The sequence below is a fragment of the Dyella flagellata genome, from assembly GCF_030160275.1.
GTDB classification, from domain to species: domain Bacteria; phylum Pseudomonadota; class Gammaproteobacteria; order Xanthomonadales; family Rhodanobacteraceae; genus Dyella_B; species Dyella_B flagellata.
In genome coordinates this window covers 1-22,038 of record NZ_BSOA01000030.1, presented here as the reverse complement: position 1 = coordinate 22,038, position 22,038 = coordinate 1, and the positions used below count along the sequence as shown (strand labels likewise).

19 protein-coding genes are annotated in these 22,038 nt (G+C 63.0%); 11 read left to right on the top strand and 8 right to left on the bottom strand.

Going from position 1 to position 22,038, the window contains the following annotated elements:
• Positions 1 to 214: 214 nt before the first annotated feature.
• Genes QQJ96_RS14110 through QQJ96_RS14100 form a run of 3 tightly spaced genes read left to right on the top strand, consistent with a single transcriptional unit; the run spans position 215 to position 3,540 of the window.
• On the top strand, positions 215 to 1,006 hold the full coding sequence (locus QQJ96_RS14110) for an acetoacetate decarboxylase (RefSeq protein ID WP_284332654.1): 792 nt from the start codon (positions 215 to 217) through the stop codon (positions 1,004 to 1,006).
• Positions 975 to 2,159, top strand: coding sequence for a DUF3734 domain-containing protein (locus QQJ96_RS14105; RefSeq protein ID WP_284332653.1), 1,185 nt, complete (start codon positions 975 to 977; stop codon positions 2,157 to 2,159). Before QQJ96_RS14110 ends, QQJ96_RS14105 begins: the two co-directional genes overlap by 32 nt.
• A 28-nt stretch (positions 2,160 to 2,187) precedes the next feature.
• Entirely contained in the window at positions 2,188 to 3,540 is a 1,353-nt protein-coding gene (locus tag QQJ96_RS14100; RefSeq protein ID WP_284332652.1) for an NCS2 family permease, read from the top strand.
• Positions 3,541 to 3,592: 52 nt separating this feature from the next.
• Here the strand turns inward: QQJ96_RS14100 and QQJ96_RS14095 are convergent, their stop codons facing one another.
• Positions 3,593 to 4,393 carry a hypothetical protein gene (locus QQJ96_RS14095; RefSeq protein WP_284332651.1) on the bottom strand — a complete coding sequence of 267 codons (801 nt, stop codon included), beginning with the start codon at positions 4,391 to 4,393 and terminating at the stop codon, positions 3,593 to 3,595.
• Positions 4,394 to 4,661: 268 nt separating this feature from the next.
• Here QQJ96_RS14095 and QQJ96_RS14090 point away from each other — a divergent pair, with 268 nt between their 5' ends.
• On the top strand, positions 4,662 to 5,525 hold the full coding sequence (locus tag QQJ96_RS14090) for an NAD(P)-dependent oxidoreductase (RefSeq protein WP_284332650.1): 864 nt from the start codon (positions 4,662 to 4,664) through the stop codon (positions 5,523 to 5,525).
• 76 nt (positions 5,526 to 5,601) lie between these two features.
• Here the strand turns inward: QQJ96_RS14090 and QQJ96_RS14085 are convergent, their stop codons facing one another.
• The 3 genes from QQJ96_RS14085 to radC form a co-directional block, all read right to left on the bottom strand.
• Entirely contained in the window at positions 5,602 to 6,303 is a 702-nt protein-coding gene (locus tag QQJ96_RS14085; protein ID WP_284332649.1) for an SPOR domain-containing protein, read from the bottom strand.
• Positions 6,304 to 7,995: an arginine--tRNA ligase gene (argS, locus tag QQJ96_RS14080; RefSeq protein WP_284332648.1), complete on the bottom strand. Its 1,692-nt coding sequence runs from the start codon at positions 7,993 to 7,995 to the stop codon at positions 6,304 to 6,306.
• Positions 7,996 to 8,511: 516 nt separating this feature from the next.
• Positions 8,512 to 9,183 carry a RadC family protein gene (gene radC / locus QQJ96_RS14075; RefSeq protein WP_284332647.1) on the bottom strand — a complete coding sequence of 224 codons (672 nt, stop codon included), beginning with the start codon at positions 9,181 to 9,183 and terminating at the stop codon, positions 8,512 to 8,514.
• A 99-nt stretch (positions 9,184 to 9,282) separates the two neighbouring features.
• Between radC and coaBC the strand changes: the two genes are divergently transcribed.
• From coaBC to QQJ96_RS14060, 3 genes are read left to right on the top strand one after another with little or no spacing between them, the layout of a single operon-like run.
• Positions 9,283 to 10,488, top strand: coding sequence for a bifunctional phosphopantothenoylcysteine decarboxylase/phosphopantothenate--cysteine ligase CoaBC (gene coaBC / locus QQJ96_RS14070; protein ID WP_284332646.1), 1,206 nt, complete (start codon positions 9,283 to 9,285; stop codon positions 10,486 to 10,488).
• On the top strand, positions 10,485 to 10,940 hold the full coding sequence (gene dut / locus QQJ96_RS14065; protein ID WP_284332645.1) for a dUTP diphosphatase: 456 nt from the start codon (positions 10,485 to 10,487) through the stop codon (positions 10,938 to 10,940). The genes coaBC and dut overlap by 4 nt, the downstream gene beginning before the upstream one ends.
• A 10-nt stretch (positions 10,941 to 10,950) precedes the next feature.
• Positions 10,951 to 13,275, top strand: coding sequence for a phosphomannomutase/phosphoglucomutase (locus tag QQJ96_RS14060; RefSeq protein ID WP_284332644.1), 2,325 nt, complete (start codon positions 10,951 to 10,953; stop codon positions 13,273 to 13,275).
• A 202-nt stretch (positions 13,276 to 13,477) separates the two neighbouring features.
• On the opposite strand, the gene QQJ96_RS14055 is transcribed toward QQJ96_RS14060, so the two are convergent.
• Both QQJ96_RS14055 and pyrE read right to left on the bottom strand, forming a co-directional pair.
• A complete protein-coding gene (locus tag QQJ96_RS14055; RefSeq protein WP_284332643.1) occupies positions 13,478 to 14,131 on the bottom strand; it encodes a DUF4124 domain-containing protein in 654 nt (217 codons plus the stop codon).
• A gap of 214 nt (positions 14,132 to 14,345) precedes the next feature.
• The gene (pyrE, locus tag QQJ96_RS14050) at positions 14,346 to 14,993 is read right to left on the bottom strand and encodes an orotate phosphoribosyltransferase (RefSeq protein ID WP_284332642.1); all 648 of its coding nucleotides are present in this window, start codon (positions 14,991 to 14,993) and stop codon (positions 14,346 to 14,348) included.
• Positions 14,994 to 15,089: 96 nt separating this feature from the next.
• Between pyrE and QQJ96_RS14045 the strand changes: the two genes are divergently transcribed.
• From QQJ96_RS14045 to QQJ96_RS14035, 3 genes are all read left to right on the top strand, one after another.
• Complete coding sequence (locus QQJ96_RS14045) at positions 15,090 to 15,860, top strand: exodeoxyribonuclease III (RefSeq protein WP_284332641.1); 771 nt, start codon at positions 15,090 to 15,092, stop codon at positions 15,858 to 15,860.
• On the top strand, positions 15,850 to 17,157 hold the full coding sequence (locus tag QQJ96_RS14040) for an AmpG family muropeptide MFS transporter (protein WP_284332640.1): 1,308 nt from the start codon (positions 15,850 to 15,852) through the stop codon (positions 17,155 to 17,157). The genes QQJ96_RS14045 and QQJ96_RS14040 overlap by 11 nt, the downstream gene beginning before the upstream one ends.
• A gap of 244 nt (positions 17,158 to 17,401) precedes the next feature.
• The gene (locus tag QQJ96_RS14035; protein WP_284332639.1) at positions 17,402 to 17,686 is read left to right on the top strand and encodes a hypothetical protein; all 285 of its coding nucleotides are present in this window, start codon (positions 17,402 to 17,404) and stop codon (positions 17,684 to 17,686) included.
• On the opposite strand, the gene QQJ96_RS14030 is transcribed toward QQJ96_RS14035, so the two are convergent.
• Positions 17,687 to 18,814 carry an anhydro-N-acetylmuramic acid kinase gene (locus QQJ96_RS14030; protein WP_284332638.1) on the bottom strand — a complete coding sequence of 376 codons (1,128 nt, stop codon included), beginning with the start codon at positions 18,812 to 18,814 and terminating at the stop codon, positions 17,687 to 17,689.
• Complete coding sequence (locus QQJ96_RS14025) at positions 18,807 to 20,258, bottom strand: OapA family protein (RefSeq protein ID WP_284332637.1); 1,452 nt, start codon at positions 20,256 to 20,258, stop codon at positions 18,807 to 18,809. Before QQJ96_RS14025 ends, QQJ96_RS14030 begins: the two co-directional genes overlap by 8 nt.
• Before the next feature lie 217 nt (positions 20,259 to 20,475).
• On the opposite strand from QQJ96_RS14025, the gene tyrS reads away from it, so the two are divergent.
• On the top strand, positions 20,476 to 21,687 hold the full coding sequence (gene tyrS / locus QQJ96_RS14020) for a tyrosine--tRNA ligase (protein ID WP_284332636.1): 1,212 nt from the start codon (positions 20,476 to 20,478) through the stop codon (positions 21,685 to 21,687).
• Positions 21,688 to 22,038 lie beyond the last annotated feature (351 nt).

Here is a 22,038-nt window from a genome sequence, read left to right as displayed (position 1 = left end):
ATCTCCCCTGTCTAAATCACCAGCTGAGACTCGACGCTAATCAGGTGCTTGGCAGGGGAGGGCTGGGGTGGGGTTGCATGAGCTTGCGGCACGGTTTGAATTCATCGCGAGATTGCTTCACCCCACCCCAACCCTCCCCTACTGCACGTAGGGGAGGGAGCAGGTTCGGCAAGTTGAATGTTCGACCCCTGTGCAGCTTTTCAAAGGAAGCCCGATGAAAATCGCCGACGTCAAAGCGAACGCCTTCGCCATGCCGCTCACCAGCCCCGCCTTTCCCAAGGGGCCGTATCGTTTCGTCAACCGCGAATTCCTGGTCATCACCTACCGCACCGACATGGACGCTTTGCGCGCCGTCGTGCCGGAGCCGCTGGAAGTCACCGAACCGCTGGTGAAGTACGAATTCATCCGCATGCCCGACTCCACCGGCTTTGGCGACTACACCGAATCGGGGCAGGTGATACCGGTGAGCTTCCGCGGCGAGCGCGGCGGCTATGTGCACGCAATGTATCTCAACGACCATCCGCCGATCGCCGGCGGCCGCGAATTGTGGGGCTTTCCGAAAAAGCTCGCCACGCCCGTGCTGGAAACGGAGATCGACACCCTGGTCGGTACGCTCGATTACGGCAAGGTGCGCGTGGCCAAGGCCACCATGGGTTTCAAGCATCGCCCGGCGGATGCGGACGCGATCCTGGCCGGGCTCGCCGCGCCGAGCTACCTGCTGAAGATCATTCCGCATGTCGACGGCACGCCGCGCATCTGCGAGCTGGTGCGCTATTTCACCACCAACGTCACGCTGAAGGGCGCCTGGACCGGGCCGGCTTCGCTGGAATTGCATCCGCACGCGCTGGCGCCGGTAGCGGACTTGCCCGTGCTGAAGGTGGAATCGGCGCTGCATTACATCACCGACCTCACGCTCGACCTGGGCACGGTGGTTTACGACTATCTCAATGAAGACGCACACGCAGGAAAGGCGTATGGCCGCGAACAAGACCTCGTCCAGGGCTGAAGCCGCACCCCATCATCCGGCACAGGATGCCTACAAGGTCACCGCCCTGGTGCTGCAGGGCGGCGGTGCGCTCGGCGCGTATCAGGCCGGGGTCTACCAGGCGATGGCGGAGGCCGGCCTGCATCCGAACTGGATCGCCGGCATTTCCATCGGCGCCTTGAACGCGGCGATCATCGCGGGCAATGCACCGGAACATCGCGTCGAGCGGCTGACCGAATTCTGGGAAAGCATCTGCAAGTCGGCCTGGTGGCCGACCATGCCGGGACTTCCATGGATGGACGGCACCAACCTGCCGTCGATCATGCGCGAGGGCGCCAACATGTTCGCTGCCTGGCGTGCGATCCTCGAAGGCCAGCAGGGCTTTTTCCAGCCACGCATGCCACCACCGGTACTGCATTGGCACAGCACACCCGCGACCACCAGCTGGTACAACACTGCGCCTTTGCGCGAAACGCTGGAGCGCCTGGCCGATTTCGATCGCATCAATCACCCGAGCTGCGTGCGCGTATCGGTGGGTGCCGTGAACGTGCGTACCGGTAACTTCGCCTACTTCGACAATCGCCACGACCAACTGCGCCCCGAGCATTTCATGGCCTCGGGCGCCCTGCCGCCGGGCTTCCCGGCCGTGGAGATCGACGGTGAGTACTACTGGGACGGCGGCATGGTTTCCAACACGCCGCTGTACAAGGTGCTGACCGAGCGGCCGCATCGCGATGCGCTGATCTTCCAGGTCGATCTTTGGAGCGCGGTGGGCGCCCTGCCGCGCGACATGGGCAGCGTCACCGAGCGGGCCAAGGACATCCAGTACTCCAGTCGCACGCGCCTGGTCACCGAGTACATGCACCAGAGCCGCGAGCAGCAGCGCTTGCTGCACGAGCTGATGGAACTGGTCCCCGAGGATCAGCGCGAAAGCTCGGCCTATAAGCGCGCCGAGCGTTACGCAAACGGCGCGCTGACCAACCTTATCCACCTGATCTATCGCGACAAGCCTTACGAAGGGCATTACAAGGATTACGAGTTCAGCGCGGTCACCATGCACGAGCACTGGCAAAGCGGCCTGGCCGACATGCGCCATACGCTGAGCCATAAGCATTGGCTGGAGCCGCCCTCGCCGGAGAGCCCCTTCGTGACACATGACGTCCATCGTGGCTGAATAGGGGTTTCTCCGGGAACCCTGCGGCATGATGCATAAAGACGGCGGGCAAGCCTCCGCCATGGAGCGTTTGTTCGGCATACATGCCGCCGGCTCCAGCGTCCGCGTGGAAGTGCTGGCCGGGATCACCACCTTTCTTACTTCGATGTACATCATCGTGGTGAATCCCGCTGTGCTGGCGCATGGCGGGGTGCCGTTTTCTGCCGGGCTTACGGCGACGGTGCTGGTGAGCTTCTTCGGCAGTTGCGCGATGGGCCTGTATGCGCGCAATCCGGTGCTGGTCGCGCCAGGCATGGGCATGAACGCGCTGTTCGCCTTCGTGATGGTGCACGGCGGTGGCATGTCCTGGCAGACGGCGCTGGGCTGCGTGTTCTGGTCGGGCGTGATCTTTGCGTTGCTGGCGTTGTTCAATGTACGCAAGCTGGTGGTGGATGCCATCCCGGCCAACCTGCGTCACGCCGTGTCCTGCGGCATCGGCCTGTTCATCAGCCTGATCGGCCTGGTCAATGCGAAGTTCATCGTGGGCGATCCGGTGACGCTGGTGCATTCGGCCAAGCTCAATCCAGTCTTGCTCACCTTTCTCGCCGGGCTGGCGCTAACGATCTTCCTGGTGGCGCGGCGCATCAAGGGCGCGTTGATGGTGGGCATCGTGCTAACTACGGTGCTGGCAGTTCCGATTGGGCGCTGGTGGGGAGACGGTAGCGCTTATGGCGGAGTGGCAACCCTGGTGAACTGGCAGGGTTGGATGGCCAGGCCGGATTTTTCGGCCATCGGTCAGCTCGATTTGCTCGGTTCGCTGAAGCTGGCGTACTGGCCCTTCATCTTCGTGATGCTGTTCACTTCGTTCTTCGATGCCTTGTCCACCTTCATGGCGGTATCGGATGCGGGCGACCTGGTGGATGAGCAGGGCGATCCGCGCAATATTCGCCAGTCGATGCGCGTCGATGCGTTTTCCGCCCTGTTATCGGCACCGTTGGGCACGAGTCCGGCCAACGCCTTCATCGAATCGGCTGCCGGCATTGCGCAGGGCGGACGCACCGGGTTGGCGGCGGTGGTGGCGGGCTTGTGCTTCCTGCCGTTCCTGTTCCTGTCGCCGCTGCTTTCGCTGGTCCCCGCCATTGCCACGGCGCCGGCCCTGATCCTGGTCGGCGTGTTCATGATCGAAGCGATCACGCGCATCGAGTGGCATCGCTTCGACGAAGCGGTGCCGGCCTTCGTGGCGATCCTGCTGATCCCGCTGACGTATTCGATCACCGACGGCGTGGCTTATGGCTTCCTTTCCTATGTGCTGATCAAGCTCGCCACCGGCAAGGCGCGCGAAGTGAAGCCCACCATGTGGGTGATCGCGGCGCTGGCGGTGTTGTTGCTCGCGTATCTTTGAGCGGCGCCTGCGCGCCACCTAGTAGTGCCGGGCGTGTTTTCCTATTTGCATCTCAGTTGGTTAGCAGCAAGTTGATGCCAGGGATGCCGGTTACACCCGGTAGATGTTGATCGGTGTATGGGCAGTCCGCTGTGGGGGCATTCCCGCTTTCTTCGAGGATATTACGTTGTAAGGTCGATCTTCTACTCATGCACAGGCATGCTGTAAAGAGGCCCGCAATAGTGAATCTCTCACGAGGAAGCCGTACTTCTCCAGGAGGAAAAGCAACCGCTTCCGGGATCGGGTCAGGGTTGGCGTGAGTTTCTGGCGCGTCGTGTGAAAGGGGAACTGGCTCCCCGACAGGCATATACTGCCTGTCCGTTTCGCGCCAGGCATATTCTTGAGCTTGAACGAGTAAGTTGACCGGAACCGACCCTCTGGCAACCCATTCATTTTCATATGGAACGACCACTTCGCCATACCGATCGGCCATTATCGCCGCGCGCCTGGTTGCCTGATCGGTGCTTCTCATTCCTTCATCCAGGGTCTCGCGTGCGCTAAAAAAGTCGCCGGTTGCCCTTATGGTGTAAATCCATATGTTGCGAGTACGATCTCCAGATTCATTGATGGCTTCCCGAATAATCGCCTCGCTGTCACCGAAACTGACGTAGGCGCTATTGGATTGCGATGTTCCGCAGGTGACGCCGGTAAGGTGGCCCAATATATCCGTATTGTCGCCCCACGCCTGAAAGCCTGTCCGGGAAATTTCACTCGGTGGGCGATAGTCATATCTATACAAGTTTTCCGGAGGTGATAGCGCATTCGATGCCATCGGAAATAAAACTAAAAATAAAATCATCAACAATCTATTCATGGGTCTGCTTGGTCTTGGTGCATAAAAAACAACGCATTGTGAGTTAAATATGTTTGATCATTATTTCGCGTCAAAAGTAATTATTTCTATTTGTTACGATGTGTCGCTATCATCTTGATGTCGTAGCGTATCCAGCTCACTGGGTCGCATCGGCGGCATTGTGGCTCGCGCATCTTCGGGGTTTGTTAGCGCCTGGATGCGTGCTTCATACTTGGCAAGCGACACACCCGGTGCGCTTCCCGACCGATCTCCACTCAGGAATAAGACAATGACTCTCAAGGCAGCCTTCATTGGCCTTGGCGCCATGGGCGAACCCATGGCCGGACATCTCAAGCAGCACGGCCTGCTGCATGCGGTCGCCAATCGCACGCATGCCAAGGCCGAGGCAATTGCGCAGGCGCTTGGCGTTGTCGCACCCGCGCTGTCCGAGCTTGCGTCGCAATGCGACGTGATCGCGTTGTGTGTCACCGCCGATGCGGATGTGCTGAACACGGTCGATGTGCTCGCGCCGCATGTGAAGCCTGACGCGATCGTGATCGACCACTCCACCGTAGCGCCGGATACTGCCAAGCAGGCAGCGGCACGTCTCGCCGAGGTGGGCGCGCATTTCCTGGATGCACCGGTTTCCGGCGGCGTGGAAGGCGCGAAGAACGGCAAGCTGTCGATCATGGTGGGCGGTGACGCCGCGGTGCTCGAACGCGCGCGGCCGGTGCTGGAAGCCTATGCCTTGCGCATTACCCACCTGGGCGACGTTGGCGCGGGCCAGGCGACCAAGGCGATCAATCAGGTATTGGTGGCCGGTATCGCGCAGGCTGTGTGCGAAGGCCTTGCGTTGGGTGAGGCGCTAGGACTCGACCCGGAGCGCCTGATTCCCACGCTCGGCGCTGGCGCGGCGGGTAACTGGTTCCTGGACAAGCGCGGCGCCACGATGTTGAAAGACCAGTTCAGCGTCGGCTTCAAGCTTGCGCTGCTGCACAAGGATCTGGGTATCGTGCGTGGCATCGCCGAGCAAGCCGGCACATCGCGCGTGGTGATCGAGCAATCGCTGGCCGACTATGCCGAACTGATGCGGCAGGGGCATGGGGATGACGATATTTCCGGACTGATCCGGCTGAAGCGGTCGCGCCCGTAGGCTGGGATGTAATCCCAGCATTGCCATGCATGCAGCTAAGCTGGGATTGTCATCCCAGCCTACGCATCTCGATTGGTCAGTTGCCAGCCTTCAACGCAATCGCCGAAATCCCCGCCGCCGACAGGCGCTGCTTGGCCGATTCCAGGTCGGTCGCCGAATGGAACGGGCCCAGGCGCACGCGGTGATAGGTCTGGCCGCCGACATTCACCGACTGCACGTTGGCGACGAAACCCTGTAGTGCCAACTTCGCCTTCAAGGTTTCCGCATCGGCGGCGCTGGGGAAGGCGCCTACCTGCAGCAGATAGCCGCTGGAACCGGTGGCGGGCGGTGCGGCTACCGCGGAAGCCGGTGCGGCGGTGATGTTCTGCGTCACGGCAGGCGGCGCGTTGGGCGGCAGCTTGGGTGTTGCCGGAACAGCGGCTTGAGCCTGCTGCTGCTTCTGTTGCGCCTGCTGCTCGGCCTTGGCTTGCGCGCTGATTTCCGAATCCGGAATGCGCACTTCCTTTTCCGACAGCACGGAATAGAAGTCGTACTGCGGCTTCTTGGCTGCCGCGGTGGTAGTGCCCGCCGGAGCAAGGCCCTCGTCGCTACCGGGTTGCGCGGTGGCTTCGGGGTTGGGCTGGGGACCCTTGGGCGTCATCGGCACCAGCGAGTGGCGCATCAGCACCACCACCACCAGGGCGCCAATCAGAATGCCGAGCAGGATGCCGGCCCAGGCCGGAAATCCGCCGCTGCTGTTGCGAACGGCCTGCCGGCCCTTGCCCTTGCGTGCTGCCATTTACATCTTCTCCGGGGCGCTAAGACCCAATAGATCCAGACCGTTGCGTATCACCTGGCGGGTGGCGACGGCCAGCGTGATGCGCGCGTTGCGCAGTTCGGCGTCATCCACGATCCACTTGTGCTCGTGATAGTAGCTGTGTAGCGCGCCGGCGAGTTCGCGCAGGTATTGCGCGATCAGGTGCGGTTCCAGATTGTTGGCGGCCGCTTCCACCACTTCCGGGTAGCGCGACAGCTCGGTCAGCAGAATCTGCTCGTGTTCCGCATCCAGCCGAGCCATCTGGGCGATGCCAGCCTGCGTGTCCACCGCCGGCAAACCGCGTTCGGCCAGTTCTTCCAGCACGCGGCATACGCGGGCGTGGGCGTACTGGATGTAGTAGACGGGGTTGTCGTTGCTTTGTGAGCGGGCCAGGTCGATGTCGAAGACCAGCTGCGAATCGCCCTTGCGGGCAATCAGAAAGTAGCGCGTGGCATCACGGCCGGCTTCGTCGATCAGGTCGCGCAGGGTGACGTAGCTGCCGGCGCGCTTGGAGATTTTCACTTCCTGGCCACCACGCATGACGGTGACCATCTGGTGCAGGACGTACTCGGGCCAGCCTTTGGGAATGCCGCAATCCAACGCCTGTAACCCGGCCTTTACACGGGCCAGGCTGCCGTGGTGGTCCGAGCCCAGCTCGGTGATGGCGCGCTCGTAGCCACGCAGCCATTTGCTGCGGTGGTAGGCCACGTCCGGCAGGAAATAGGTATAGGTGCCGTCGGACTTGCGCATCACGCGGTCCTTGTCGTCACCGAAATCGGTGGTGCGCAGCCACAGGGCGCCACCTTCCTCGTAGGTGTGGCCGTGGGCGATCAGCTCGCGCACGGTTTCTTCCACCTTGCCGTCGGTATACAGCGAGGACTCCAGGAAATACACGTCGAAACCAACGCCGAAGGCCTGCAGGTCCAGGTCCTGCTCGCGACGCAGGCTGGCCACGGCGAAATGGCGGATGGCTTCGAGGTCATCCGGATTCTTGGCGCCGGTCACGGCATGGCCGTCCGCGATCACCGTCTCGCCGGCGAGGTAGGAGCGCGCTACGTCGGCAATGTAGTCGCCGCGGTAGCCGTCTTCAGGCCAGCTGGCGTCGCCAGGCGCAATGCCGCGCGCCCGCGCCTGCGTGGAGATCGCCAGATTCTGGATCTGCACACCGGCATCGTTGTAGTAGAACTCGCGTTTGACGTTCCAGCCGGTGGCTTCGAGCAGGCGGGCGATGCAATCGCCAATGGCCGCCGCCCGGCCGTGACCCACGTGCAGCGGCCCGGTCGGATTGGCCGACACGAACTCCACGCCCACCGTATGTCCGGCGCCGCTGCTGTTGCGTCCATACGTGTGGCCGGCCGAGAAGATGCGTCCCGCCTCCGCGTGATAAGCCGTTGCCGCCAGGAAGAAATTGATGAAACCCGGGCCGGCGATCTCCACTTTGCCCACCAGGGTATTGGCGGGCAGGGCGGCGAGGAGTTTCTCGGCCAGCTCGCGTGGTTTGGCGCGCGCCGGCTTGGCCAGCAGCATGGCTGCGTTGGTGGCGAAGTCGCCGTGCTCGCGGCTGCGGGCTCGCTCGATCACGAAGTTGGGCAGGTTGAGGTCGGCGGGCAGGACGCCATCGCCTTGCAGGGCCCGGATGGCCGTGAGGACCAGTTCGCGCAGCGCTTCTTTCACAGGAGAGGATCGTTCGGGAATGGAACCGAGCATCGTAACAGACCGTCGCCGCCCAGCTCGCAGTCCGGCTGTAGCGATGTCATCCAGGCCCCTGCGTGGCTGCTGCAGCGCAGTGGATCACGCTGTGGATAAGTCTGTGGGGAAAGTGAAGCTGCCGTATTCGAGCATGCGCGAAATTCCCACGGAAATCACTCTGTCATGCAAATTATCTTTATAAAACAATGAATTAAAATGTGAACTTGATGTGCTTTTCAGTGATATAGGTCTAAGTGGGCTTCAGGGCGTTGTGTGCATAAGTCTTGCCAAGGCCTGTCGGGGGTGCTTTCCGGCCAGGGCGCTACGGGAGCTTGGCCACGATGTCATACGCCAGTCATGATGCGACGCGACAATATCTGGGTATCTCCGGCGTCTCCCCCGTCGGCTCGATACGGGACTGCCGCATTCCCTCATACCCTCCCCTCATGCGGCTCCACGGCGCGCGCCCTCCCGGTCGCGCCGTTTTTTTTTGCGCGTCATTCAGAGCAGGCCACGGGCCGCCATGGAGACCGGCTCGGCATGGCCAATCACCAGGTGATCCAGCACCTTCACGTCGATCAGCTTGAGCGCCTGGCTCAGCTCGCGGGTGATGGCCTGGTCAGCTGGACTCGGTTCCGCCACGCCGCTGGGGTGGTTGTGCGCGAAGATCACGGCGGCGGCGTTGTGCTTCAGGCAGGCGCGCACCACCTCGCGGGGATGCACGCTGGTGCCATCCAGCGTGCCACGGAACAATTCCTCGAAGTCGATGAGGCGGTGGCGACTGTCGAGGTACAGGCAGACGAAAACCTCGTGCTGCAAATGCCGCAATTTGGTGATCAGGAAATCGCCGCATAGGCGTGTGCTGCTCAGGCAGGGCCGGGTCTTGAGCTGCTCGGCCAGGCTGCGGCGCGCCAGTTCCAGGGCAGCGGCCAGGCGCGCCCGCTTGGCGGGCCCAATGCCGGGGACGCCCAGTTGCTTATCCTCACGACCCAGCAGGGCATTGAGGCTGCCGGCCATCGTCAGCAGCTCGCGCCCTAGCGCGATCGCGTCCTTGCCACGCGCGCCGCTGCCCAGCAGCACGGCGAGCAACTCCGCGTCCGAGAGCGCGACGCTGCCGTGTGTCAATAATTTTTCGCGGGGTCGCTCGGTGCTAGGCCAGTGCCGGATACTCATGTGACCAGCATCCCGTTCGCGGCTTGTTCCGGACAGCAGCTGTCCGAGGTGAATCCGGTAAGCTAGCCGTCTGTTCATACGTCGGACCCTGCTTACACCATGACTCTTGCTCAACGCCGGATATTGCTGGGAGTGTCAGGTGGCATCGCCGCCTACAAGTCCTGCGAGGTGGTCCGCCGTTTACGCGATCTGGGCGCCCACGTGCGCGTAGTGATGACTGAGAACGCCACGCACTTCGTCACCCCAACCACCTTCCAGGCGCTCTCCGGCGAGCCGGTACGGGTCAGCCTGTGGGACGAATCGGCCGAAGCGGCCATGGGGCATATCGAATTGGCGCGCTGGGCCGAGCGCGTGCTGATCGCACCGGCCAGCGCGGATCTGATCGCACGTTTGGCCCATGGCCACGCCGATGACCTGCTGACCACGCTGTGCCTGGCTACCGCAGCGCCGGTGTATGTGGCGCCGGCCATGAATCAGCAGATGTGGGCGCATGCCGCGGTGCAGGCCAATGTGGCGACCTTGCGTACGCGCGGTGTGCATATGCTTGGGCCGGCTTCCGGCGACCAAGCCTGCGGTGATATCGGTTCGGGCCGCATGCTGGAGCCGCACGAATTGCGCGCGGCCATAGTGGCGTCGTTTGCCGACCAGCTGCTGGGTGGCAAGCGCGTTGTAGTCAGTGCCGGGCCTACCTACGAAGACATCGATCCGGTGCGCTTCATCGGCAACCGCAGTTCGGGACGCATGGGTTTCGCCGTGGCCGGCGCGGCGGCACGCGCAGGCGCCGAAGTCACGCTGGTGGCGGGACCGGTGAGCCTGGCGACACCCTTTGGGGTGGCCAAGCGCATTGACGTGCGCAGCGCGGCGCAAATGCATGCGGCCGTGACGGAGGCCGCGCAAGGCGCCGATATCTACATCGGTTCGGCTGCGGTAGGCGATTACCGGCCCAACAGCGTGGCCGAGCACAAGCTGAAGAAACACGATGGCGTCGACCTTACGCTGCAGCTGGCGGAGAACCCCGACATCCTCGCCAGCCTTTCGGCGCGGCAGCCGCATCCGTTCCTGGTGGGCTTCGCTGCCGAAACGCAAAACGTGGAGAAATATGCGCGCGACAAACTGCATCGCAAAGGCCTGGACATGATCGCCGCCAACCAGGTCGGCCAGGGGCTGGGCTTTGAAACGGAAGACAATGCCATCACGCTGTACTGGACGGACGGCTCCCTGGAATTGCCGCGCGCCGACAAGGCCGCGCTGGCGCGCCAACTCATCGAATGCATCGCCAGCCGCTACCAGGTGATGCGCGGATGATCGATATTGAGGTGAAGCTGCTGGACTCGCGTCTGGGCGACAGTATTCCCTTGCCGCAGGCTGCCACCGACGGCAGTGCGGGCATGGATCTGCGTGCCGCCTTGCAGGAGCCGTTGACCCTGGCGCCCGGCGAAAGCGCCCTGGTGCCCAGCGGCATGGCGATCCACATCGGCGATCCCGGCTGGTGCGCGTTGATCGTGCCACGCTCCGGCCTGGGTCATAAGCACGGCCTGGTGATGGGCAACCTGGTCGGCGTCATCGATGCCGATTACCAGGGGCCGCTGATGATCTCCTGCTGGAACCGCGGCACCCAGCCTTACACCATTGCGGTGGGCGAGCGTATCGCGCAGCTGCTGCTGGTGCCGGTGGGACAGGCGCGGCTACATATCGTCGAGGAATTCGTACCTTCGCAACGCGGCGAAGGCGGTTTCGGTTCAACCGGAAAACACTAGGATGCGAGCCATGGCGATGAACGGCGCACGAGCGCGTTTGCCGGGTGTGCAGTGGGGGCGCTTGCTGATGCTGGCGGGCGGCACCTTGCTACTGGCGCTGGCTGTCTTCTGCGCTTGGCAGACTTGGCTGGTCGCCGATCAGGACGGTGCCATACAGCGCGTGCATGCTGTGCAGGACCAGGCAGTGCAGGCGCTGAGCGAGGAACTCGCCAAACAGCGCGATACGGTGAATCAGGCCTTGGCGGGCCTGGATGTGAGCGGTTTGCCGGGAAGCGCGCCGCAGGTGATCGCGACGTTGAAGCAGCGCCTGCCACAAGCCCTGAACATCGAGCTGTACAGCGCCGGCCTGGATGAAGTGCTGCATGCCAACTATCGCGAGTTTGGCTATGCGAAGGCCGCCCAGCTGATGTCCGCGCCGGATGCCGAAGGTACCCCACCGATCGAGGCGATGCTCAAGAGTATGGGCGATCGGCGCCTGACGTTGGTGGAGCCCCTGGGATCTTCGCAAAAACCCGTGGCCTGGGCCTGGATCGAATTGCCGTTCGCCCCGCTCGCTGAACGTTTCCGTGCGATCAAGGTGAGCAGCGGCCGGCTGCGACTGGAGCAGAGCACCGACCGCGGCGAAAACCTTGAGCTGATGGCGCACGGCCGCATGGATACGGCCGAAGCCGAGCCCACCGGCAAACCTGTCGCCGGCAGCAGCTTCAACATCGTGGCGGTGTTGCCGGGGGCCTACATCCTGCTGCCGCAGTCCTTGCCATTCGCGATCATGCTGACCCTGCTGAGCATGGCCTGCAGCATCGGCTTGTTCTGGTTGTTTGGCCGTGCCGGCAAGTCCATGCGCGTCCCTGTCGAGGAACCAACGTTGTCGGATTTCGTGGAAGCTCAACCCCAGCCTGAACCGGTCAGGCCCGCCCCTGCCGTTGCCAAGCCCGCGCCCGTACCGACGTCGGTCAGCGTGGATCCCACGATATTCCGCGCGTACGACGTACGCGGCGTGGTCGGCACCAGCCTCACGCCCGCCATTGCCAAGTTGCTCGGTCAGTCGATCGGTACGGTGATGCGCGAGAAAGGCCTGCGTGAAATCGTAGTGGGCCGTGACGGCCGCCTTTCAGGCCCGGAACTGGCCGGAGCGCTGGCCGATGGCTTGCGCCTGGCCGGCGTCGATGTGATCGACATCGGCGCGGTGCCGACGCCGGTGGTGTACTACGCCACTTATCGCTACAACACCGGCTGTGGCGTCGCGGTCACCGGCAGCCACAATCCGCCGGACTACAACGGTTTCAAGATCGTGGTCGGCGGCGAAACACTGTCCGAAGGTGCGATCCAGGATCTGTACCAGCGCATCGTCACGGGCGCGCTCGAATCCGACGGCGGCGGCAACCTGCGCGTGGTCGACGTGGTGCCCGACTATGTCGAGCGCGTTACTTCGGACGTCCAGACCGAGCGTCCGCTAAAGATCGTGGTCGATTGTGGCAACGGCATTCCGGGCGCGGTGGCGCCGCAGGTGCTGGAAGGAATCGGCTGTGAAGTGATTCCGCTGTATTGCGACGTCGACGGCAATTTCCCCAATCACCATCCCGATCCGTCCGATCCGCACAATCTTGAGGACCTGATTCTTTCGGTGAAGCAGACCGGTGCGGATCTGGGGCTGGCCTTCGACGGCGATGGCGATCGCCTGGGCGTGGTCACGCGTAGCGGCGAGATCATCTTCCCCGATCGCACGCTGATGCTGTTCGCGCGCGACGTGCTGTCGCGCCAGCCGGGCGCCACCGTCATCTACGACGTGAAATGCACCGGCCACCTCAAGGGCCAGATCCTCGACGCCGGCGGCAGTCCGTTGATGTGGCGCACGGGGCATTCGCTGATCAAGGCCAAGATGCGCGAAACCGGCGCCGAACTCGCCGGCGAGATGAGCGGCCATTTCTTCTTCAAGGAACGCTGGTATGGCTTCGACGACGGCATCTACGCCGGCGCGCGCCTGCTGGAAATTCTGGCCGGCGACCTTGAGGGCCGCACGCCGGAAGCCATTTTCGACACCTGCCCCAAAGGCGTGTCTACGCCGGAACTAAAGGTGGAGATGGCCGAGGGCGAGCACTACCGCTTCATCGAGAAATTCCGCGAGCAGGCGAATTTCAGCGACGCCACCCTGATCACCATCGACGGCGTGCGCGCCGACTGGCCGGATGGCTGGGGCCTGGTACGTCCCTCCAACACCACGCCGGTCCTGGTGCTGCGCTTCGATGCCGACAGCGAGCAGGCGCTCAAGCGCATCCAGGATACGTTCCGCGAGCAGTTGCTGGCCGTGGACAAGTCGTTGCAATTGCCGTTCTAAAGCTTGGCGGGCTGGGGCTTGCACTCCAGCCTGCGCCAGACTCGACTCATTAAGGATGCTCTGATCTATTCCGCGTGCCCGGCATGACGTCCAGAAGGCCCGCAGGGCGTGCCGCGTGGCACAGGGCAGACTGGCCGTCTGTTCAAGCCGCGGGGCACGCATACAGTGCGGTGACGGGTACGTGGAATAGATCAGAGCATCCTTAATACCCGCGGTCGGCCTTCTCCGCCGCCTTCAAGTCACGAAAATGCTGCAGCTCTTGCGCCTGTTGCTGCAGCATCGCTTCGCGATTCGCTTTCTCGCGTTCGAGCAAGCCGCGTTCGTTCGCCACCACATTGCGTTGCCCGGTGATCTGGTCGACGAGATATTTCGGCACCGGTTTCTTCTGGCGCTCTTCGTCGGCGGCGCGGTTGAGCAGGTCGGTCAGTGCGCTGTCCTGGGTATGCAGGTTGGAGCGGGTGGTGTTCATCTGCGCGTCGAGGCTCTCCAGTACCTGCTGCTGTTCGTCCTTGAGCGCATCCTCGTCGGGATAGGTGTTGAGCAGCTGGATGTCCCTGGCTTTCTGCTGATCGACGGCGTGCTTGCGCGCGGCCGCTTCGGCGGCCTGCTTTTCCGCCGCGGCGCGTTCGGTGGGGGACAGCTGCTTCTGGACGTGCTCAGTCACCGTGCCGCTGCTGTTGATGACGTCATAGCCGTACTTGAGCGCGTCCATCGTCAGGCTGTCGCTGTAGTGCGGCAGGCCGCTGGCGTCCACCCAGCGATAGCGGACGCCGCCGGTGCCGGCTTGCTGGGCCAGTGTCGGCCCGGTCAAGCCGAGCGACAGGATAATGGTTGCGCTGAGCGCGAGTCGACGCATGCTTCCCCTCCTACTCGTCCCAGTATAGTCATGCCGTAAGACACGCTCGACGTCAAAAGTGCGCCAACGTGACTGGGATCACTGCCGGTCCGGTCAGGCTCCCTCCAATCGATTCTTACGTATCCGCCGCGCCCCAGCGCGTAGGCTGGGATGCTAATCCCAGCTTCCCATATATATCCCGATGCTGGGATTGCCATCCCAGCCTACGCGCCGCCTAGCCGCGTACGCCATATTCCTCACGGTAGGTGAGCATACGCTGATGTTCCGCGGCCAGGTCGGGGCGCTCCCCGGCATAGGCCAGCACGTCGCCGAAGCTGGTGATGGCGACCACCGGGATGCCGTAGTCGCGCTGTACTTCCTGTGCCGCCGACAGCGCACCCTGGCCGCGCTCCTGCCGGTCCAGCGCAATCAGTACGCCGGCCGGGGTGGCGCCCTGGGCGCGGATCAGGGCGAGCGACTCGCGCACGGCGGTGCCGGCAGTCATGACGTCGTCCACGATCAGCACGCGGCCCTGCAGTGGGGCGCCCACGAGCACGCCGCCTTCGCCATGATCCTTGGCTTCTTTGCGGTTGTAGGCCCAGGGCAGGTCGCGGCCGTGTTGGTCGGCCAGGGCGATGGCGGTGGCGGCGGCCAGCGCGATGCCCTTGTAGGCCGGCCCGAACAGCATGTCCACCGCCAGCCCCGAATTCACCACCGCGGCGGCATAGGCGCGGCCAAGGCGGGCCAGCGCCGCACCGGAATCGATGCGCCCCATGTTGAAGAAATATGGACTGACGCGGCCGGACTTGAGCGTGAATTCGCCGAAGCGCAGTACGTCGCGTTGCAGGGTCAGTTCGATGAAGTCGCGTTGGTAATCGTGCATGGCCGCATCTGCAGAAGGTCAAGATGCGTAATGGTAGCGCGTAGCTCGCTCCGCGCCCGCGGTTGCTATCATCGCCGCACCCCACGAGGAGCACCTATGCGCATCATCAGCCTCAACGCCAACGGCATCCGCTCCGCCGCGACCAAAGGTGTCTTCCAATGGCTGCGCCAGCAGCGCGCCGACGTGGTCTGCCTGCAGGAAACCAAGGCGCAGGAGGATCAGCTGGCCGACCCGATGTTTCGCCCGGACGGACATCACTGCTTCTATCGCGACGCCAGCAGCAAGAAGGGCTACAGCGGCGTGGCGATCTACGCCAAGCGCGAACCGGACAAGGTGCTCACCGAGCTGGGCTGGGATGAGTTCGACAACGAAGGCCGCTACATCGAGGCGCGCTTCGGCAACCTCAGCGTGGTATCGCTGTATGTGCCTTCGGGCTCTTCGGGCGACGAACGCCAGCAATTCAAGTTCAAGGCGATGGACTGGCTTACCCCGATCTTCGACAAGTGGCTCAAGAGCAAGCGCGATTACGTCCTGTGCGGCGACTGGAACATCGTGCGCAGCGAGCTGGATATCAAGAACTGGCGCTCGAACCAGAAAAACTCCGGCTGCCTGCCGCAAGAGCGCGACTGGCTCAACGATCTGGTCGACAAGCGCGGCTGGGTGGACAGCTTCCGGGCCATCAAGCCCGAGGCGGTGGAATACACCTGGTGGTCCAATCGTGGCCGCGCGCGCGAAAACGACGTGGGTTGGCGCATCGACTACCAGATCGTGACGCCTTCGCTCAGCAAGCGCCTTAAGCATTGCTCGATCTATCGCGACGAACGCTTCTCCGACCACGCGCCATACACGGTCGACTATGCCGACTGATGGTGGCGTGGCGACTGCGCGCAAGCCGTCGATCTGGCAAGCGTTTTCGCAGCCGGCGGCATGGACGCTGTGCGTGCTCGGGTTTTCCTCCGGCCTGCCGTTCCTGCTGGTTTCGGTCACGCTGTCGCTGTGGCTGAAGGAAAGCGGTATCGCGCTGAAGGACGTCACGATGATCGCCAGCGCGGGCATGAGCTACGCGTTCAAGTTCGTCTGGGCGCCTCTGCTGGACCACTGGAAGCTGCGGTTATTCACGCGCCTGGGTCAGCGGCGCGGCTGGCTGCTGCTGGCGCAGCTGGGCGTCATTGTCGGCTTGCTCGCGATGGCGGCCTTGACGCCGTATCGGCTCCCCTTGTTCGTGGCCGCCACGTTGTTCGTGGCTTTCATGGGCGCCACTTTCGATATTGCCCTTGACGCTTATCGCATCGAAATCGCGCCGCCCTCGGCCCAGGGCGCGCTGGTTGCCACCTATGCGCTGGGCTATCGGCTTGGCCTGCTGGTTTCAGGCGCGCTGGCGCTGATCCTGTCCGACCACATAGCCTGGCCGAAAATCTATGGATTGATGGCCGTGATCCTGGCGATGCCGGTGATCACCACGCTGACCATGCGCGAGCCGGAGGTGCAAAGGCTGTCGCCTTCATCATGGCGCGAGGCGATGCGCGAAAGCGTGATCGATCCGTTCGTCGATTTTTTCCGTCGCTACAGTTGGGTCGTCGCCGGCCTCACGCTGTTGTTCATCTTGTTGTTCAAGCTGCCCGAGCAGTCCATCGGCACCATCTTCAATCCGTTCATGCGCGACATGGGCTTCAGCAAGACCGAGATCGGTGCGGTCACCAAGATCTATGGCGTCTGGATCGGTATCGCCGGGGCGTTCCTCGGCGGCGCCGCGGTCGCTCGTTGGGGCGCCTGGCGATCCCTGGGCGTGTGCATCGTGCTGGGCGCGGTCAGCAACCTTCTTTACGTACTGCTGATCCACCACCAGGGTCGGCTGGCGATGCTGACCCTGGCGATCTCCGGCCAGAATTTCTTCGAAGGCATGCTCGGGCCACCCACCGTGGCTTTCCTTTCCTTGCTGGTCAATCGCCAGCACACGGCCACCCAATACGCGCTGCTGAGTTCATTGGTGAATTTGCCGGGCAAGGTGCTCGGCTTCTTCGCCGGCAGCATCGTCGTCGTGTCCGGTTATGGCAGCTATTTCGTGATTACCGTGTTTTCGGTGCTGCCGTCCATGTTGCTGTTCGCCTGCCTGTGGCGGTATTTCGATCCGGTAGCTGCCCCTTCCAACCAAGAGGGCGCGTAGGGTGGGATGACAATCCCAGCATCGGGATGCGGCGTAAAAGCTGGGATTGTCATCCCAGCCTACGCACCCCGCATGCAGGCGGTACGGCGTCACATCAGCGAACGGGAGCTGAAGGCGCTCACAGGTTCACTGCGAACTGATCCACGAATCACGCTGCTGGCAATTGTCAGCGACCATGCAGTTGGCGACGATCAGCACACAGGGCTGTGTGAGGCAACGGAGCCACCATCCTATGCCGGATTTAATGATTCGTCACATCGACCGATTGATGGCCGATCGCATCAAACTGCTGGCCAAGGCGCGCCAGTGGTCGATCAATGACGTGGTGCTGCAAGCATTGCGTCAAGGCTTGGGCGTGGCTGAAGGCAATGTGCTTGCCGAAAATGCGCTCGAATCGAATGATCTTTCGTTTGCGGGAAACTGGAGCGCGAGCGAACGCGCGGCGTTCCACGAGGCCGTGCAAGCGCTCGCCAAGGCCCGGCCGGAGCAGCTTGCGCCCGCCTACCAGGGCAGCGAATTGCTTGAGTGATCAGCGCGGCGCCAAGTGAACGGCACCTAGCACGCGCGGACCGCGCGCGCCGGTGACGGCAGGCAGGTTGCCGGCCAGGCCCAGCAGGCGCTGGCGCGCAAGCCAGGCGAAAGCGGTCGCTTCCAGGTAATCCGGATCGACGCCATGTTGCGCCGTGCTGCCTAGTTCGCGTGGCTGCAGCAGCTCTTGCAGGCGACGAGCCAGCACCGGGTTGTGCGCGCCACCGCCGCAGAGCAGGACATCGGCAGCGTCATTGGCATATGTCTCGATCGCCGTGGCTATGCTGCGTGCGGTGAACTCGAGCAGGGTGGCCTGCACGTCCGGCGGCGAAATCGACACGTCTCGCAGGCGCGGATCCAGCCAGCCCAGATGAAAATGCTCGCGCCCGGTGCTCTTGGGCGGAGGCAGCGCGAAATAGGGATCGTCCAGCAGCGTTGCGAGCAGTTTTTCGTCGACCCGGCCGCTGGCGGCAAACGCGCCGTCGCGATCGAACGCTTCGCCGCGATGGCGCAGGCACCAGGCATCCATCAGGCCGTTGGCCGGCCCCGTGTCGAAGCCGAACACCCTGCCATCGGCCGCAAGTACGGTGATGTTGGCGATGCCGCCGAGATTGAGCACCACGCGCTTGCGGCGCGGTGTGCTGAGCAGCATGGCGTGAACGGCGGGAAGCAACGGCGCGCCCTGACCGCCGGCGGCGACATCCGCGCTGCGAAAATCCGCCACCACGTCGATGCCGCAATGCTCCGCCAGCACGCTGGCATTGCCGATCTGCAGGGTAAAAGGGTGTTCGCCGGAAGGGCGATGCCGGATCGTTTGGCCATGCGAGCCCACGGCGCGCACTTTCGATGCCGGCGTGCCGCTTTGCGCCAATAGCGCTGCGACGGCCTCGGCGAAGGTCTGGCCGATAGCCACATCCAGCCGGCCGAACGCATCGAGGTCGAGGGTGGTTTCGTCCTGCGCCACCTGCAGAATCTGGGTACGCAGCGCATCCGGCCAGGCATGCGTCAGGGCGTGCACCAGCTGGGGTTGCTCCTTGTCGAAGCGCACCAGCGCGGCATCGATGCCGTCCGCGCTGGTGCCGGAAATCAAGCCGACGTAGAGCTCCGAGGCGTCACGGAATTCAGTCATCGCCACGCTTGGTGGATTCGGCGCGTGCCAGCTTGTAGTTGTTGTCGATTTCCAGCAAGCGGGCCAGCTGCGGTTTCACCACGGTGTTCTTGAACTGCGCCAGCTGTGCGCCGGGCAGCGGTTCGGGCTTGGGCAGGGTGACGGTCTGCGGATTGCGCTGCGTGCCATCGACGCGGAACTCGTAATGCAGGTGCGGGCCGGTGGCCAGGCCGGTCATGCCGACATAGCCGATCACATCACCCTGATGCACGTGTTGGCCCACGCGCTCGCTGGCAAAGCGCGACATATGGCCGTAAGCGGTGCTGATGTGCGCGTTGTGCTGGATGATCACGAAGTTGCCGTAGCCGTTCATCCAGCCACGGAACTTGATCACGCCATCGCCGGCGGCGTGGATTGGCGTGCCGGTGGGCGCGGCGTAATCCACGCCCTTGTGCGCGCGCATGAGGCCAAGGATAGGATGCATGCGAGCCGCACTGAAGGGCGAGGAGATGCGCGTGAAATCCACCGGGATGCGCAGGAAGGATTTCTGGATCGGACGGCCGTCTTCGCTGAACCAGCCGATGCTGCCGTCGGCGCGCTTGAAGCGGTAGGCCGTGTAGCGTTCACCCTGGTTGATGAATTCGGCCGCGACGATGTCACCTTCGTGCAGATAGGCGCCATCGCGATAGACGGTGTCGTAGACCACCGTGAAGCTGTCGCCCACGCGCAGATCCTGCACGAAATCGATGTCGTACTTGAACAGGTCCGCAAGCTTGATCACCATCGCATTGCTCAGGCCGGCCTTGTTGGCGGCGCCGAACAACGAATCGTCGATCACGCCATGGGCGATCTGCTCGCGCATTTCCACCGCGCGCGCCACGGTTTTCATGTTCGGCGCGGCACCATCCAGGCGAATGATCGCCTGGGTGGATTCATCCTTGTCGAAGCGAATGCCCTTGAGATGGCCCTGGCTTCCGATCAGGAAATCGAACTCCTGCCCGGGACGGATGCTATGCAGCGCCGTCTTCGCGTCGCCCGCGCTGTCCACTACGCGTTGCAGATCGGAAAGGCTCAATCCCTGGCTCTGGAAAATGTCTGCCAGGGTCTGGCCCGGACGTACTTGCACCGAGCGCCAGTCTTCCACCAGCGGAGCTTTCAAGGCGGGCGCCTCGACCTTCGGCAACGCGAGCGGCATCAGCGTGTGCTCGACCTTCGGCACGGCGACGGGCTTCATCGCCGTCGCCCAGGCGGGTATCAAGAAGCCGGAAAGCACGGTGATCAGCAGCGCCGTGGCGGCGAGCATCCAGCGCTCGCGGTGCCAATGGATCGGCGGCTGCTCGCCGCCTGCCTGGCGATTGAACGACCAGTGGGCGCAGTGTTGATAGAAGTGAGAGTGTCGGCGTTGGGCCTTGCGGCGGATGGCCAGTTTGCGAGCGATGCGCGGATCCTGTTTGACCTGAGCCATCACCCGTTGCCCTTGTTCTTATTATTCATCTTCACCACCGCACCCCCTGCGGTTACAAAGTATCAAGCGACGCGTACCATAACGAGCTTGTACAAAGGGCGTCAATGCCTTTTGCATCAAGGGTTTGCGCGGGGTTTGCGATTAACGCACAATTAACGCTATTGACGGCGGCCATCACCCTTTTGGCTGCCTAGGCATTTATTTCGAAGAGGTTTGCATGAAAGAGCTTGAGCAGGCGCTGGCCACCATCGCGCGCGGCGCCGACGAGATCATCAAGCAGGAAGAACTGGCCCAACGACTCAAGCTCGGGCGCCCGCTGCGCATCAAGGCGGGCTTCGATCCCACCGCACCGGACCTGCACCTGGGCCATACGGTGCTGCTCAATAAGATGCGCCAGTTCCAGGACCTGGGGCACACGGTGATCTTTCTGATCGGCGATTTCACCGGCATGATCGGCGACCCCACCGGCAAGAACGTCACGCGCAAGCCGCTCACGCGCGAGGACGTGCTCGTCAACGCCGAGACCTACGCCGAGCAGGTCTACAAGGTGCTGGACCGCGACAAGACGGAGCTGCGCTTCAATTCCGAATGGTTCGGCCAGATGACCGCCGCCGACATGATCAAGCTGGCAGCCCAGCACACGGTTGCGCGCATGCTTGAGCGCGACGACTTCGCCAAGCGCTATGCCGCGCAGCAATCGATCGCCATCCATGAGTTCCTGTATCCGCTGGTGCAGGGCTATGACTCGGTCGCGCTGAAATGCGACGTGGAGCTTGGCGGCACCGACCAGAAGTTCAACCTGCTGATGGGGCGCGCGCTGCAGGAGCATCACGGCCAGCCGCCGCAGATCGTCCTGACCATGCCTCTGCTCGAAGGCCTGGACGGCGTCAACAAGATGTCCAAGTCGCTGGGCAACTACATCGGCATCAACGAGCCGGCCATCGACATCGTCACCAAGACGCTGAAGATCGGCGACGACCTCATGTGGCGCTGGTTCGAGCTGCTCAGTTTCGAGACCTCGATGGACGACATCGCCCGCATGAAGCAGGAAGTGGCGGACGGCGCGCTCAACCCGCGCGATGCCAAGCTCAAGCTGGCCCGCGAGCTGGCGACGCGTTTCCACGATGCGGCAGCAGCGGAGCAGGCGATTGCCGGCTGGCACGCGGTGGTGCGTGGCGAAGGCGACACCAGTCTGTTGCCGCTCACCGAAATCAGTGTGCCTGTCGAGGGCCTGCGTTTGCCCGCGCTACTTACTGCAGCGGGACTCACTCCGAGCAATGCCGAAGCAAACCGTAAGCTCAAGGAACGCGCGGTGCGCATCGATGCCGAAGTGGTGGAAGACGCGCAACGCATGTTCACGCCGGGCTTTGAGGGCGTCTTGCAGATAGGCAAGCGCAACTTCGCCCGTGTGTTGTTGAGGCAGGCATGAGTTGATCGCGGCGACGCAAGCTCGCCGCGAGTCGTTCGCGAGGTGATGTTTCTCGTGAGAACAAGGCTTTACGCGAAACATCAAAATTAATTTCAAAAATAGCTTGTCAAAGGTAGGGGGCATGCCTATTATTCGCCTCCCGCCGCTGGCATCGCCCTCCGACGGCAACATCGAAAGCAAAGATTCTTCGCTAACGATGTTGACGGACAGGAAAAACGATGTAAGATGAGCGGCTCACTCGGAACGAAATGTTCCAACGCTGAAACGGCAACGGTCAGCAAGTGATCAAGATCTTTGACAGTGTGCGCAGGTGAATTGTGTGGGCGCCTTGCGGTAGATGGATGACTGTCC